This window comes from Denitrificimonas caeni (assembly GCF_905120345.1).
Classification (GTDB): Bacteria; Pseudomonadota; Gammaproteobacteria; order Pseudomonadales; family Pseudomonadaceae; genus Denitrificimonas; species Denitrificimonas caeni_A.
Window position 1 is genome coordinate 39,332 of record NZ_CAJHOA010000003.1, and the last position, 14,542, is coordinate 53,873.

Annotated in this window: 18 protein-coding genes; 13 read left to right on the forward strand and 5 right to left on the reverse strand. The window is 47.4% G+C overall.

The features are described from left to right. The first annotated feature begins 87 nt into the window (after nucleotides 1–87). The 6 genes from JYJ62_RS06330 (at nucleotide 88) to JYJ62_RS06355 (ending at nucleotide 3,533) form a co-directional block, all read left to right on the forward strand. Nucleotides 88–525: a MarR family transcriptional regulator gene (locus tag JYJ62_RS06330; protein ID WP_205341370.1), complete on the forward strand. Its 438-nt coding sequence runs from the start codon at nucleotides 88–90 to the stop codon at nucleotides 523–525. Further along, nucleotides 515–1,936 (forward strand): DHA2 family efflux MFS transporter permease subunit, encoded by a 1,422-nt coding sequence (locus tag JYJ62_RS06335; protein WP_205341371.1) that lies wholly within the window; start codon nucleotides 515–517, stop codon nucleotides 1,934–1,936. Before JYJ62_RS06330 ends, JYJ62_RS06335 begins: the two co-directional genes overlap by 11 nt. Nucleotides 1,937–2,039: 103 nt before the next feature. Further along, entirely contained in the window at nucleotides 2,040–2,366 is a 327-nt protein-coding gene (locus JYJ62_RS06340) for a BON domain-containing protein (protein ID WP_205341372.1), read from the forward strand. 50 nt (nucleotides 2,367–2,416) lie between these two features. Next, complete coding sequence (locus tag JYJ62_RS06345; RefSeq protein ID WP_205341373.1) at nucleotides 2,417–2,614, forward strand: CsbD family protein; 198 nt, start codon at nucleotides 2,417–2,419, stop codon at nucleotides 2,612–2,614. 406 nt (nucleotides 2,615–3,020) lie between these two features. Beyond that, nucleotides 3,021–3,290: a BON domain-containing protein gene (locus JYJ62_RS06350; RefSeq protein ID WP_232365741.1), complete on the forward strand. Its 270-nt coding sequence runs from the start codon at nucleotides 3,021–3,023 to the stop codon at nucleotides 3,288–3,290. Between the two features lie 45 nt (nucleotides 3,291–3,335). Beyond that, the gene (locus JYJ62_RS06355) at nucleotides 3,336–3,533 is read left to right on the forward strand and encodes a CsbD family protein (RefSeq protein WP_205341375.1); all 198 of its coding nucleotides are present in this window, start codon (nucleotides 3,336–3,338) and stop codon (nucleotides 3,531–3,533) included. Nucleotides 3,534–3,599: 66 nt separating this feature from the next. Here the strand turns inward: JYJ62_RS06355 and JYJ62_RS06360 are convergent, their stop codons facing one another. The 5 genes from JYJ62_RS06360 to JYJ62_RS06380 form a co-directional block, all read right to left on the reverse strand. Beyond that, a complete protein-coding gene (locus JYJ62_RS06360; RefSeq protein WP_205341376.1) occupies nucleotides 3,600–4,070 on the reverse strand; it encodes an RNA methyltransferase in 471 nt (156 codons plus the stop codon). Between the two features lie 140 nt (nucleotides 4,071–4,210). Beyond that, nucleotides 4,211–5,734, reverse strand: coding sequence for a fumarate hydratase (locus tag JYJ62_RS06365; protein ID WP_205341377.1), 1,524 nt, complete (start codon nucleotides 5,732–5,734; stop codon nucleotides 4,211–4,213). Between the two features lie 190 nt (nucleotides 5,735–5,924). After that, the gene (locus tag JYJ62_RS06370; protein ID WP_205341378.1) at nucleotides 5,925–6,839 is read right to left on the reverse strand and encodes an acyltransferase; all 915 of its coding nucleotides are present in this window, start codon (nucleotides 6,837–6,839) and stop codon (nucleotides 5,925–5,927) included. Between the two features lie 148 nt (nucleotides 6,840–6,987). Beyond that, nucleotides 6,988–9,078: a phosphate acetyltransferase gene (pta, locus tag JYJ62_RS06375; RefSeq protein WP_205341379.1), complete on the reverse strand. Its 2,091-nt coding sequence runs from the start codon at nucleotides 9,076–9,078 to the stop codon at nucleotides 6,988–6,990. A 17-nt stretch (nucleotides 9,079–9,095) separates the two neighbouring features. Next, nucleotides 9,096–10,289: an acetate kinase gene (locus JYJ62_RS06380; protein WP_205341380.1), complete on the reverse strand. Its 1,194-nt coding sequence runs from the start codon at nucleotides 10,287–10,289 to the stop codon at nucleotides 9,096–9,098. A gap of 208 nt (nucleotides 10,290–10,497) precedes the next feature. Here JYJ62_RS06380 and JYJ62_RS06385 point away from each other — a divergent pair, with 208 nt between their 5' ends. From JYJ62_RS06385 to JYJ62_RS06415, 7 genes are all read left to right on the forward strand, one after another. Beyond that, nucleotides 10,498–10,983, forward strand: coding sequence for an FKBP-type peptidyl-prolyl cis-trans isomerase (locus JYJ62_RS06385; protein WP_205341381.1), 486 nt, complete (start codon nucleotides 10,498–10,500; stop codon nucleotides 10,981–10,983). A 215-nt stretch (nucleotides 10,984–11,198) separates the two neighbouring features. Beyond that, nucleotides 11,199–12,008 carry an ABC transporter ATP-binding protein gene (locus JYJ62_RS06390; RefSeq protein WP_205341382.1) on the forward strand — a complete coding sequence of 270 codons (810 nt, stop codon included), beginning with the start codon at nucleotides 11,199–11,201 and terminating at the stop codon, nucleotides 12,006–12,008. Next, nucleotides 12,009–12,806, forward strand: coding sequence for a lipid asymmetry maintenance ABC transporter permease subunit MlaE (gene mlaE / locus JYJ62_RS06395; protein ID WP_205341383.1), 798 nt, complete (start codon nucleotides 12,009–12,011; stop codon nucleotides 12,804–12,806). Further along, nucleotides 12,806–13,267, forward strand: coding sequence for an outer membrane lipid asymmetry maintenance protein MlaD (gene mlaD, locus JYJ62_RS06400; RefSeq protein ID WP_205341384.1), 462 nt, complete (start codon nucleotides 12,806–12,808; stop codon nucleotides 13,265–13,267). Before mlaE ends, mlaD begins: the two co-directional genes overlap by 1 nt. A 5-nt stretch (nucleotides 13,268–13,272) precedes the next feature. After that, nucleotides 13,273–13,905 (forward strand): MlaC/ttg2D family ABC transporter substrate-binding protein, encoded by a 633-nt coding sequence (locus JYJ62_RS06405; protein WP_205341385.1) that lies wholly within the window; start codon nucleotides 13,273–13,275, stop codon nucleotides 13,903–13,905. Next, nucleotides 13,902–14,216: an STAS domain-containing protein gene (locus JYJ62_RS06410; protein ID WP_205341386.1), complete on the forward strand. Its 315-nt coding sequence runs from the start codon at nucleotides 13,902–13,904 to the stop codon at nucleotides 14,214–14,216. Before JYJ62_RS06405 ends, JYJ62_RS06410 begins: the two co-directional genes overlap by 4 nt. 79 nt (nucleotides 14,217–14,295) lie before the next feature. Then, nucleotides 14,296–14,535, forward strand: coding sequence for a BolA family protein (locus tag JYJ62_RS06415; protein WP_205341387.1), 240 nt, complete (start codon nucleotides 14,296–14,298; stop codon nucleotides 14,533–14,535). Nucleotides 14,536–14,542 lie beyond the last annotated feature (7 nt).

A 14,542-nucleotide genomic window follows, 5' to 3' on the forward strand; every position in this document is an offset into this window, starting at 1 on the left:
CGATATAAGACGGGGTTCTGTTCTAGCAGGTTGTTTGAATATTGGTATACTTAGCCAGCTAAATACTAGCTTGGAGACTGCGTAGCCATGTACGAACAGCACCGTTTTGGAATGCAACTCACGCATTTATCACGCGCATGGCGTGCTGAACTGGATAGACGTTTAGTTGAGCTTGGTTTATCACAAGCACGCTGGTTGGTCTTATTGCATCTCGCTCGTGATAAGCCATTGCCCACACAAGGTGAGTTAGCCTGCAGTGTTGGCGTTGAAAATCCAACGTTAGCGCGACTGCTGGACGCCCTCGAAGCTCAGCAGCTGATTGAGCGCCAACCTGATCTAAATGATCGTCGTGTTAAAAAAATTGCGTTAACACATGCGGCGCGAGATCTTATTGAAAAAATTGAAACCATCGCCACAACTTTGCGCACAGAAATATTTGCCGGAGTGTCCGAAGATGATATCCAGCAGTGCCAAAAGATCCAAGCGCACATGTTGGCTAATTTAGAAAAAATATATGAAGCGTGATCTAGCCAGTCTAAATGCGCGTTTTGGTGCACTTTATCGTGTCTGGTTATTAGGTGTATTAATGCTGGGCAGTATGGTGATGGTACTGTCATCTACCAGTATTAACGTAGCATTGCCGGCGATTATGGATGAGTTTGCCATGGGTCGGCCGTTGGCGCAGTGGTTGGCGACGGGCTTTTTAGCCGCGATGACTTCTGGGCTATTATTGGCTGCTTGGGCGCAAGCTAAGTTTGGTTCACGTTTAACAGTACAGGCCAGTATTGGTTTGTTTGTGCTGTGTTCAATTGCTGCGTTGATGGCTACTGAAGGCTGGCAATTGATTGTTTTGCGTATTCTGCAAGGCGCGTCGGCGGGGATTATTCAGCCACTGGCTACCGTATTGATTTTTCGTGTGTATGCGGGAGGTGGGCGTGGTGCCGCGCTAGGTGTATACGGCCTCGGGTTAATGATTGCGCCCAGTGTCGGCCCTACCGTTGGCGGTTATCTGATTGATCATTTCGGCTGGATGTCAGCATTCTGGCTGCCTTTGCCGGTGTGTTTTGTATTGATGGTAGCGGGGCACTGGCTGTTGCCTGATGAAGGTAATCCAAATGCTAAACGCTTAGATGTGTTGTCATTTGTCACCTTAACTATGGCTATCTTCGCAGGCCTCGCAGCCATTTCTGAAGCACAACGTTATGCTTGGGGTGATTGGCGAGTGACTGCTTTGGCGTTGATCACTGTCGTTTGCAGTGCAATTTTTTTTCGGCGCACATTAAACAGCAAGCAACCTATTTTATCCTTACGCTTATGGCGCTTAGCCGCATTTAGACGAGCCAGTTGGGTGGCTTTAGCTTTGGGCTTGGGTCTTTATGGCTCAACGTATTTAATTCCTTTGTTTTTACAAACTATTAGTGGTTACAGCGCAGGTCATGCTGGGGTTTTATTGTTGCCCGCTGGGATCTTACTGGGCCTTGCGTCTTTTGCCAGTGGTTGGCTGTGTGATCGAATAGCTATTGTTTGGCTGCTCTGCGCGGGTTTGTTTTTATTCGCATTTTCCGCCGTATGGTATGGCATTTGGGGTGCGAGTAGCGGTTTTCTTTGGTTATGTGTGATTGCTGCAGTAGGGCGTATGGGGATTGGTTTGATTATGCCTGCGCTCAGCACCGCTTCGCTGGACAGCCTCACCGTAGATGAGCTGCCTTATGGTGCTGGCGCTGTGACTTTTGTGCGCCAGTTGGGTGGGGCTTTTGGGATTAATTTGTTAACGGTTTTTCTCGAATGGCAACACCACTCTTTGGGTGGTGACTTTGCCGCCGAAACACGAGCTTTTGAGCGTACTTTTATAGTGCTAGGTCTCGCTTTTTTATTAGCGCTATGGCCGGCTTGGCGATTGCGCAAGCTCCCTAAGCCAATAAAGAAAACACATTGACCGCTGGTCATCTTAGTTGAACTAAAGTCCCGTTAAGTCCTCTACTGAGTGTGCATGAATAGTAAGCTAACTTAAGCTTTTCACATGTGCGGAGGACATAATAATGAAAATATCGACCCGTAAATACGCAGGACTCGTTGTTCTGACGGCTCTTTTAGGTATGCCGCTGACCCATGCTGTTGCTAACGAAACCGTGACTGAGGCTCAGGAGGTTATTTCTGATAGTTGGATCACCAGTAAGGTGAAATCGGTTTTTTTAAGTAACAAGAATATCAGTGGCCTGATTATTAACGTTGAAACCGTTGACGGCGTTGTTGCTCTGACTGGTGAAGTACCGACAGCCGTTGAGCGTGATTTAGCAATTGCTAAAGCCAAAGAGATTAAAGGCGTTAAAGGCGTTGCTGCGGATGGCTTAAAAGCTAGCCATTAAGTGCAGCGAGTTTTGAGTTTAATAAATATTTTTTATATACAAGGTGATTTATGAATAAGGATATTTTTGAAGGTAAGTGGACGCAGCTGAAAGGCCAAGTAAAAACTCGTTGGGGCAAGCTCACCGATGATGACCTTGATGTGGTTGAAGGCCATAGCATGTATTTATCTGGCAAGCTACAAGAGCGTTACGGCTTGACCAAAGAAAAGGCTGAAGAGGAAATTGCAGAGTTTCATCGCAAACTGTAATTTTCCAGCCTAAACGGCCTGAGATGGATGTTTAAATACGTTCTTCTCAGGCCGTTTTTTTATATCTTTTTTTTATAAAAGTACAGCCTCTTGGTGGTCTTTAAGCAGCAGTTTTACATTGCTGATTAGTGCTTTGTCTGGCGAGAAAATTGACAGTCCTACTGTTAAATATATACAGCTATCAAGCCCTACTTTTCGTCAGTTATGGACATCTTAGTGGCTTTAATCTATGTGAAAGTAGAATAAAGTATTTTAAAAAATATTGAACAAACAGATTATAGCGTCGTCTATTAAGTGTGCTTATTAAGATAAGCCATTCATAAAAACAATGTGTACGGAGTGCATAACGATGAAAACATTAACCCGTAAATACGCTGGACTTGCAGTTCTAACGGCTCTTTTAGGTATGCCATTAACACACGCAGTGGCCAACGAAACCATGAGTGAAGTTCAAGACGTTGTCTCCGATAGCTGGATCACCAGTAAAGTGAAGTCGGTTTTTTTAAGTGACGTTAATATTAGCGGCTTAGATATTAAAGTTGAAACTGTTGACGGTGTTGTTGCGCTGTCCGGTGAAGTGCCAACTGTCGCCGAGCGTGATTTAGCAATCGCTAAAGCCAAAGAGATTAAAGGTGTTAAAGGTATTGCTGCGGATGGTTTGAAAACCAGTCGTTAAGCTTAGCCAGTTATTAATTAAACTTTTAAAAAACTAAGGTGTTTTATGAATACGGATATTTTTGAAGGTAAGTGGAAACAATTTAAAGGTCAGATTAAAACCCGTTGGGGCAAGCTCACCGATGATGACCTTGATGTGGTTGAAGGCCATAGCCTGTATTTATCTGGCAAGCTACAAGAGCGTTACGGCTTGACCAAAGAAAAGGCTGAAGAGGAAATTGCAGAGTTTCATCGCAAACTGTAATTTTTCCAGCCTAAACGGCTTGAGGAGGGTGTTTAAACGCGCTGTCCTCAAGCCGTTTTTTATTGACTATTTAAAAAGTGGCCCTGAGCGAGTATTGAGGCCTTTCGCCAGGCGGTCGTACAGCACCACATTCACCGTTGCCGCTAAATTCATGCAGCCGTTGGTGGGTATATAGACAACATCCTCACACCAGTCACGGATGTCTTTATCCAGTGAGCCATCTTCAGGGCCGAAAATATACAGCGCTCGATCAGGGTGAGTGTATTCCGGTAATGGACGAGCCCCCTCAACCAGTTCAATCGCGACCGGCGTACAACCTAGCGGTAAAATCTTGCGCAAATCATCAATATTAATCAGTGGCACATCTTGATGGACTTTCTTGGTGTCAGTAATAAAGTCTTTGGCGCGATCGTAGCGGGTGCCAGTATAAAACACGCTATTGACCCCATAACAGCCGGCTGCACGCATGATTGAACCGACATTGGTGGGGGATTTAGGGTTGCTTAAGGCGATGCAGCTGTAACGACGATTGGCCACTATATGCTCACAAAAGATTCAGTTGATACCGCGCCGTGGAGAGTGCTGCTCGACTCGGTATGGGTAAAAAGAACGGAATAAATAAAAAGGCCGAGAGCTGAGTCTCGGCCTGGGTTACGGCGCAACAGTGCTGTTGTGGATTAGTTAATCTCAACCGCTAAGCTGTCGGCAATCTTTTTCTGCCACAGGGCAGGGCCAGTGATATGCACTGACTCACCTGTAGTATCGACGGCAACAGTGACTGGCATATCTTCCACTTCAAACTCGTAGATGGCTTCCATACCCAGCTCAGCAAAAGCCACCACGCGTGATTTCTTAATGGCTTGAGCCACCAAGTACGCCGCGCCACCGACAGCCATCAGGTACACGGCTTTGTTATCTTTAATCGCTTCAATGGCGATTGGGCCGCGCTCAGATTTGCCGATCATACCCAGCAAGCCTGTGCTTTCGAGGATTTGACGAGTGAACTTGTCCATGCGCGTAGCGGTGGTTGGGCCTGCAGGTCCAACCACTTCTTCGCGGACTGGATCAACTGGGCCAACGTAGTAGATAAAACGGCCTTTAAGATCAACCGGTAATTCTTCACCGTTATTGAGCATATCGACCATACGCTTGTGTGCTGCATCACGGCCAGTCAACATTTTACCGTTGAGCAACACCGTTTCACCTGGCTTCCAGCTTTGTACATCTTCTGGCGTAATAGTGTCGAGATTGACCCGGCGCGCTGAAGGACCGGCTTCCCAAACGATATCTGGGAAGGCCGACAAGGGTGGTGCGGCGAGTACTGCAGGACCTGAACCATCCAAGACAAAGTGTGCGTGACGTGTCGCTGCACAGTTTGGGATGATACATACCGGTAAAGACGCCGCGTGAGTTGGATAATCCATGATTTTTACATCAAGGACTGTGGTTAAACCACCCAAACCTTGCGCACCAATACCCAACTGGTTAACTTTTTCAAACAACTCTAAGCGCAGCTCTTCAATACGGTTTTGTGCACCGCGCGCTTGCAGTTCATGAATATCAATAGGGTCCATCAGCACTTCTTTAGCCATTACTGCAGCTTTTTCTGCAGTACCGCCAATACCTATACCGAGCATGCCCGGTGGACACCAGCCCGCACCCATTTCAGGAACAGTTTTCAGTACCCAGTCAACGATGGAGTCAGACGGGTTGAGCATGGCCATTTTGGCTTTATTTTCCGAGCCGCCGCCTTTCGCTGCGACATCAAATTCAACTGTGTTACCGGGCACGATGGAGTAGTGGATCACTGCTGGAGTATTGTCTTTAGTGTTACGTCGCGCGCCGGCTGGATCAGCCAAAATTGATGCGCGGAGGATGTTATCTGGCAGGCCGTAAGCACGACGCACACCTTCGTTGATCATGTCATCGAGGCTCATGCTCGCTCCATCCCAGCGCACATCCATACCAACACGTACGAAAATAGTCACGATGCCGGTGTCTTGGCACAGTGGACGATGTCCGGTAGCACTCATGCGCGAGTTAATCAGAATTTGCGCAATGGCATCTTTCGCCGATGCAGATTCTTCACGCAAATACGCCTCGTGCATGGCTTCAATAAAGTCGAGCGGATGGTAGTAAGAAATAAATTGCAAGGCGTCAGCAACGCTTTGGATCAAATCATCTTGCTTAATAACGGTCATGAAACGCTCCTCTAATGCGAAGGGAACATCAAGTGCTTTTAACCAGCGGACTCGGTGTAGATGAGCAGACAGTAGGTGCGCTAAATTAGGCTCAGCGCACAGTACAGATGCTTAATAAGCCGGTAAGTATAGCGCGCATCACTGCTAAACGAACAGTCACGGACTATCGACTATGGTGGCAAAGAATGTTTTAACGGATTTGATTCATACGTTCGACAGCCATTAACTGCTCGAGTTGTTGATCTTTTTCTTGCCACAACTGATTAACCCACTCTTGGAATTCGGCGCGATACAGCATGTTTTGATCATAACTTTGGCCAATAAATTGCTCAGGGATTGGCATAGTTTCGATGCGCATGACAATGCGTTTGATCTGTCCGCTGAGCAGATCCCATAGTTTAGGACGGCCTTCTGGGTAATACAGGGTAACGTTGACCAAACCATGCAGTTGTTCGCCCATCGCATCCAGCACAAAAGCAATACCGCCCGCTTTGGGTTTGAGTAAATGCTCAAATTGAGAGTTTTGCTGGTCATGCTTTTCTGGGGTGAAACGTGTCCCTTCGAGAAAATTAAATACTGAGACAGGGTTGGTTTTATAGCGCTCACAGGCTTTGCGAGTGGTGGCTAAGTCTTGGCCTTGTTTTTCTGGATGTTTAGCGAGGTACGCTTTGCTGTAACGTTTCATAAAAGGAAACTCCAGTGCCCACCAGCATAGACCAATCACCGGCACCCAAATCAGCTCTTGCTTTAAAAAGAACTTTAACAACGGCAGGCGACGATTGAATTGGTATTGCAGTGCCAGAATATCCACCCAACTTTGGTGGTTACTGGTGACTAACCATGAGTGGGTCAAATCGAGTTTTTCTAAGCCTTCAATATCCCAATCAGTGTGTTGTACTAAGCGCATCCAAAACGAGTTGACTGCAATCCATGACTCGGCAATCCAATGCATGGCGAAACGTAAGCCGCGCTGTACCACAGGGAAGGGCAGGATTAGTTTTAATAAGGCCAAGGCAAAGAGTGGCCAGCACCAAAAGAGGGTGTTTAGAGCCAGCATAAGAGAGGCAATAATGCCCCGTAACAAGGACGGTAGAGAGTGCAGCATATAAGCAATACCTCAAGACAATGCGCCTAGCGCAGCAAGAATCTATTTTTTTGTCTGGATAGGGTTATCGTTTTCGCGGGGGAGTGCAAGTCTTGCGTGATACTCAAGAGTCACTGCGCACTGCGCGACAGTGACTCTGAGAGCGGTGTTACTTCGGTTGGTTGGCAGCTTGAATTGCAGTCAGCGCGATGGTGAAGACAATGTCATCAACCAATGCACCACGTGACAAGTCATTAACCGGCTTACGTAAGCCTTGCAGCATTGGACCAACGCTGATCACGTTGGCACTACGCTGTACCGCTTTGTAGGTGGTGTTACCGGTGTTTAGATCGGGGAAGATAAACACGGTAGCTCGACCAGCAACTAAGCTATCTGGTGCTTTCGAACGGCCTACGCTTTCGATACTGGCGGCGTCATATTGTAACGGGCCATCGATAGGCATATCGGGATTGCGCTCACGAGCAATACGTGTCGCTTCGCGAACTTTCTCTACTTCCGCACCGGTACCTGAATCACCAGTTGAATAGCTGATCATTGCCACTCGCGGATCAATACCGAAAGCCTGAGCTGATTGCGCACTTTGCAGAGCAATTTCAGCCAGTTCAATTGCGCTTGGATCAGGGTTCACAGCACAGTCACCGTAGACCAGTACTTGGTCCGGCAGCAACATAAAGAACACGGATGAAACTAAGTTGTAACCCGGTGCAGTTTTGAGCAACTGCAGAGCAGGGCGAATGGTGCTGGCGGTGGTATGTACCGCGCCAGATACTAGGCCGTCCACTTCATCTTCAGCCAGCATCATGGTGGCTAAAACAACGGTATCTTCCAGTTGTACTGCCGCCAGTTGCGGGGTTAAGCCTTTGTCTTTACGCAGTTCAACCATCGGTGCGATAAAGCGCTGGCGGATAGACTCTGGATCGATAATTTCTAAGTCGGTTGGTAAATCAATACCCTGTGCTTTAGCAATCGCATGCACTTCTTCAGGTTTAGCCAGCAGTACGCAGCGGGCAATCCCTCGTTTTTGGCAAATCGCGGCAGCTTGAATGGTGCGTGGCTCGTTACCTTCTGGCAGAACGATGCGTTTGTTGGCTGCTTGCGCACGTTTCACCAACTGATGGCGGAACGCTGGTGGCGACAACAATAACTCTCGTGTAGTGCTGCAACGTGCAGCGAGCCAGTCTTGATCTAAATGACCAGCGATGTAGTCTGTCACTGCTTTGGCGCGCTCGGTATCACTGATCGGAATACCTTTGTACAAGCGCGTTAGGTTGTAAGCCGTGTCGTATGAGCCAGTAGCAACGCTCATCACCGGTAAGCCGCCTTTAAGGGCACGCTCACCAATATCCATAATGCTTGGGTTGGGCGTGAGGTCGCCGGTTAGCAGTAAACCTGCCAACAGTACGCCATTCATTTCCGCCAAGCTGGTGGCTAAAATAATATCATCGCGGTCACCTGGGCACACCACCAGCACACCAGGTTGCAACAACGGTACGATATTGGCCACGGTGCGCGAGCATAAAATAACTTTTTGTACTCGACGATGTTCAATATCGCCACTGTTGTGCACTTTAGCTTTAATCAGCTGAGCAAAATCACTGGTGCGTGCATTGTTCAGTTCTTCTTTGGCGGCAATGCAGCCAATCAGGTGTAGATCGCCTTTACGCAGGGCTGGTAAATGGCTTTTTAAGCGCTCAATGAAACCAGTAATAGGCGTATCACTGACTTTGTTGATAATTACGCCGAGCACTTTAGGGTCTTTTGTGCCTCCAAACAGTTGCGCTTGCATTTCGATACGATCGGACAGGACATTCAGATCATCGCTGTCTGGCGCACTGACTAAGATAACTTCAGCGTCCATGGTTTTTGCTAGATGTGCGTTGATACGCTCAGCATAGTTGGCTTGGCGCGATGGCGTCATGCCTTCAACAATAATAATGTCGTACTCAGCTTGGATTTGCTGGTGCATGCTGACGATTTCTTCCATCAGCTCATCCAGTTGACCATTACCGATCATACGCTCGACATAGGCCAAAGACAGGGCTTTGGGCTGGCGAATGCCGTGAGCAGCTTCCATCAGTGCGCTGGAGCGCTCTGGGCCAGTATCATCAGGGTGCGGCTGAGCAATCGGCTTAAAAAAGCCGACTTTCAAGCCTGAACGTAATAGCGTTTGCACTACGCCTAAACTAACAGAAGATAAACCAACACCAAATCCGGTTGGAGCAAGTAAAAAAGTATGCATGTATCAAGCGTCCTGTATTAAGCGTGAGCGTCGATTAAAGCCAGTGTTTCAACAGCGATCTGGCGTTCTTCGTTGGTTGGTACAACCAAAACACGCGGATGATTGTCGGCACTGATCATACCGCCTACACCGCGAACACACTTCAGGTTTGCTGCTTCATCGAGTTTAAAATTGAACAAACGCAGGTAATCAAGGGTTTTGCTACGTACTAAGCTGGCGTTTTCACCGATACCACCGGTAAAAATTAAACCGTCCAGTTTAGGCAGTGCGCAGGCCATCCCGGCCAAAGATTTAGCTAAACGGTAGCAGAATACTTCAATGGCTAGTGTTGCACGCTCGTCACCTTTTTCACGGGCTTCGATCAGGGTACGCATATCGTTAGAGAGACCGGATAAGCCTAGTAGGCCACTTTCTTTGGTCAGTACTGTTTCAATGCGCTGAGTATCCCAGCCTAAAGTACGTGCTAAGTGATTGTGCAGGCTTGGGTCGACATCACCACTGCGAGTGCCCATGACTAAGCCTTCCAGTGGTGTTAAGCCCATGCTGGTGTCTAAGCTCTCGCCATTCACCACCGCAGCAGTGGAGCAGCCATTACCCAAATGAGCGGTTAGCCAGCAGCTGTCTTCTACTGGGAGACCGGTCATGGCCGCTGCTTTGCGGCTGACATACATGTGGCTGGTGCCATGGAAGCCGTAACGACGGACGTTATGATCGGTATATAGGTGTTCAGGCACAGCATAGCGATACGCATGTGGCGGCATCGTTTGGTGGAACGCCGTGTCAAATACAGCCACTTGCGTCAGTTCAGGATACAGCGCCATCGCTGCCTCAATGCCGATTAGACCTGCTGGGTTGTGTAATGGCGCCAGTACCGCGGCGCGACGAATCACATCAATGACTTCACGGTTCAACGCAGACGCTTCAGTAAAATGCGCGCCACCGTGGACCACGCGGTGACCAATACCGGTCAATTGGCCATGGCTGGCTTTTTGTACGAGCGGCAGTAAGCGGGCAAATGCTTCTTTATGGTCGGCACCATGCAATTGCGCAACATGCTTTTCATCACCCAATTGCCAGTTAAGAACGGCTTCGCTGCTGCCTAAGCGCTCAGCTAAACCTTGGATCAGAAATTGTTCGCTGTCTTCATTCACTAATGCGAATTTAATAGAAGAACTGCCGCTATTAATAACCAATACGTTTCGAGACGACATTGAAGATCCTTTTACTGCATAAAATGAAAAATTGGATGCGACCCAATGTAACAAAATAAAGGCCGGACCATATATAAGGTTTCCCAATCTTCGTGTGCTAGATAGAGTTAGGTCAAGTACGCATTAGTCTATTTAATCTAAAGTCGCATTACAGCTCAGGTGCAGGTAAACTTTCGCTTACATTCATTTTGATAAAGGTTCTTATTTTATGCTGATCGCCAATCAACACGTTGTCGCCATTGACTACACACTCAGTAACGACGCTGGCGAAGTAATTGACAGTTCTGCTGGTGCGGAGCCGTTGGTTTATTTGCATGGTGCAGGCAATATTATTGCTGGTTTAGAAAATGCATTGCTCGGCAAAACTGTCGGCGATGAGCTGGAAGTAAGCATTGAGCCGGAAGATGCCTACGGTGAGTACAGCGTTGAGTTGATCACCAGTTTGGGTCGTGAAATGTTTGAAGGCGTTGATGAGCTGGAAGTGGGTATGCAGTTCCATGCCTCCGCGCCCGATGGCGGTATGCAAATTGTGACTGTCCGCGATATTGATGGTGATCAAGTCACTATTGATGGCAATCATCCTTTGGCTGGCCAACAACTTAATTTCAAAGTTAAGGTCATCAGTGTCCGTGCGGCGAGCGAAGAAGAGCTGGCGCATGGTCATGTCCACGGTGAAGGTGGTCATCAGCATTAATTGCTAAACTGCGTGCATACACTATAAAAAGGCACTTTAAGTGCCTTTTTTGCGTAAAGAGGCTATGTGAGGGACGGCACTGTTTTGTGCAACCGCTCTCCTTGTCTATTGGGTGTCTGCTCTGACAGTGCTATATTGCTCGGTTTATTGCATGCTAAAACAATGTGCAGATGACTTATGTTTCAGCAAATCTATGTTATTTAGCGGGAGTTTATATGTCGGCTGACGATGCTTTCGCCGTAGAGCTAAAAGCTGTGACCTTTCAACGGGGTTCACGGAAAATCTTTGATAATGTTGATATCCGCTTCCAGCGTGGCAAAGTGACTGGCGTGATGGGTCCATCGGGTTGCGGTAAAACAACATTATTGCGTCTGATGGCGGCACAGTTAAAGCCTGAAAAAGGTGAAGTGTGGGTCAACGGACAGAATCTGCCGAGCTTATCGCGCAGTGATTTATTTGATATGCGTAAGCAATTTGGCGTGTTGTTTCAAAGTGGGGCGCTCTTTACTGATTTAAATGTCTTTGAAAACGTCGCTTTTCCACTGCGCGTGCACACTAAGCTGCCCGAAGAAATGATTCGCGATATTGTTTTAATGAAGTTGCAAGCCGTCGGTTTACGCGGTGCAATTGATCTGATGCCGGATGAGCTGTCCGGTGGTATGAAACGTCGTGTTGCTTTAGCGCGAGCGATTGCTTTAGATCCGGATATTTTATTGTATGACGAGCCCTTTGTTGGTCAAGATCCGATTGCTAAAGGTGTCTTGGTACGTTTGATTCGCTTGCTCAATGATGCATTAGGCATCACCAGTGTGGTGGTTTCTCATGATCTCGCTGAAACCGCGAGTATTGCTGACTATTTGTATGTTCTGGGTGATGGTCAAGTGTTAGGGCAAGGTAAGCCTGACGAGTTAATGAACTCAGACAATCCACGTATTCGGCAATTTATGCAGGGTATTCCAGATGGTCCGGTGCCGTTTCACTTTAATGCTCGCGATTATCGTGACGACTTACTAGGAGGTCGCTAAATGGCGCGCAAGTCGTTATTGGATCGTATTGCATTGCTGGGCCGCTCAGGGCTGGACATCGTGCAAGCGTTGGGCCGTTCGCTGATATTTTTATGGCATGTGTTGGTCGGACGCGGTGGTGCCGGTACGGGTGTGCATTTATTGGTTAAGCAGTTGTATTCAGTTGGCGTGTTGTCGCTGGCGATTATTATTGTTTCAGGTTTGTTTATTGGCATGGTGCTGGCGTTGCAAGGCTATAGTATCTTGGTTGACTTCGGTTCCGAACAAGCCGTTGGGCAGATGGTTGCGCTAACTTTATTGCGTGAATTAGGACCGGTGGTGACTGCATTGTTGTTTGCTGGACGTGCTGGCTCTGCTTTAACCGCAGAAATTGGCAATATGAAATCCACTGAGCAATTGTCGAGTCTGGAGATGATTGGGGTTGATCCACTTAAGTATATTGTTGCGCCACGTTTATGGGCTGGCTTTATTTCGATGCCCTTTCTGGCAGCGATTTTTTCTGTAGTGGGTATTTGGGGCGGCGCTATGGTCGCCGTTGATTGGTTGGGCGTTTATGAAGGTTCGTATTGGGGCAATATGACCAACAGTGTCGACTTTTATAGTGATGTGCTCAATGGTGTGATTAAAAGTGTGGTGTTTGCTTTTGTGGTCACTTGGATCGCTGTATTCCAAGGCTACGACTGTGAGCCAACCTCAGAAGGTATCAGTCGTGCCACGACGCGTACAGTGGTCTATGCCTCGTTAGCGGTGTTAGGTTTGGACTTTATTTTGACCGCTTTAATGTTTGGAGATTTCTGATGCGAATCCGCGCCGTAGAGATTAGTGTGGGTGTGTTTTTGTTGGCAGGTATTCTCGCGTTACTGTTGTTGGCTCTGAGAGTCAGTGGCTTAACCGTTGCCACAAGTACCGATACCTATAGATTGACCGCTCATTTTGACAATATTGCTGGTTTAACCACGCGAGCTAAAGTAACTATGGCTGGGGTGACCGTGGGCAAGGTGGTTGCCATTGATTTTGACACCGAAACCTATACGGGTCGGGTTACGATGGAAGTGCAGCGCAGCGTTAACAATTTGCCAACCGATACCACTGCATCGATTTTAACTGCAGGTTTGCTGGGTGAAAAATATATCAGCTTCAGTGTCGGCGGCGAAGATGACATCTTAAAAGATGGTGATGTTATTTATGATACGCAATCCTCTTTGGTACTCGAAGAGCTGATTGGTAAGTTCTTAATGAATACAGTTAATCAGGATTAATCGTTATGTTGGCTATGTTACGTCATGCTTTACTATTTACCCTGTTAGCCTTTACTGGTATCAGCGTTGCTGCAACGGATGCGCACACGGTGGTTGAGCAAACCACCAATAGTCTGTTGGCTGATTTAAAAGCCAATAAAGATAAATACCGCACTGACCCCACTGCTTTTTATAATGCTATGGACTCTATTTTAGGTGCTGTAGTCGATGCTGATGGTATTTCCAGAAGTGTCATGACAGTACGTTATTCGCGTCGCGCGACACCTGAGCAGATGCAGCGTTTTCAGGAGAACTTTAAACGCAGTCTGATGCAGTTTTATGGCAACGCCTTGTTGGAATACGATAATCAAAGTATCCGTGTACTACCTGGCAGCGTCGCACAAGGCGATCAACGCAGTGAAGTGCGGATGGAAGTGACTGATCATAAAGGTGTTATTTATCCGGTGTCTTACACCATGGTTAAAATTAATAATGATTGGCGTATGCGTAATGTGATTATTAATGGCATCAACCTCGGTAAGCTGTTTCGTGATCAGTTTGCCGAAGCCATGCAGCGTAATGCGCAAGATCTTGATCGGGTGATTGACAACTGGGTTGAGACCGTCGCTAAAACACGTGTTGCGCAGGAGGGCGTGTGAGTCAGTCACAGGCGAGTGTCACTATTGATGAACTCGGTGTTCTGCACATTAAAGGTGTGTTGGATCACAGCAGTGGAGCGCTTTTACGTCAACAAGGCGAAGCCCTAATCCGTGCGAATACGGCGAAAAAATTACAATTGAATTGTGCTGAGGTAGAGAAATCCAGCAGTGTTGGATTGGCTTTATTATTAGCCTTTATGCGCGATGGCGAAAAGTACGGTAAAACCGTTGAAGTGAGCCAATTACCTGAAGATATGCGTAAAATTGCCGAAGTCTGTGGCTTAACCGATATCCTCGGTATTGAGCCCTGATCTTGTCTGTGCAGTAACGACTGAATAAGTGCTAATGTAGCGGCCGCAAAGATGCTGACCGCTGTTAATGAGGTTAACTATGCAAGCTGTAGCAGTAAAACAACTGTTAGAAGAAAAACTATTAAACACACAGGTTGAAGTTGAAGGCGAAGGCTGTAATTTCCAACTGAATATAGTCAGTGACGACTTAGCAACATTAAGCCCTGTTAAGCGTCAGCAACAGGTTTATGCAGTGATTAATCCTTGGATTGCGGATGGCAGTATTCACGCGGTTACGATGAAGTTTTATACTCGCACGGCTTGGGCCGAACGCTCTTAAAGCAACC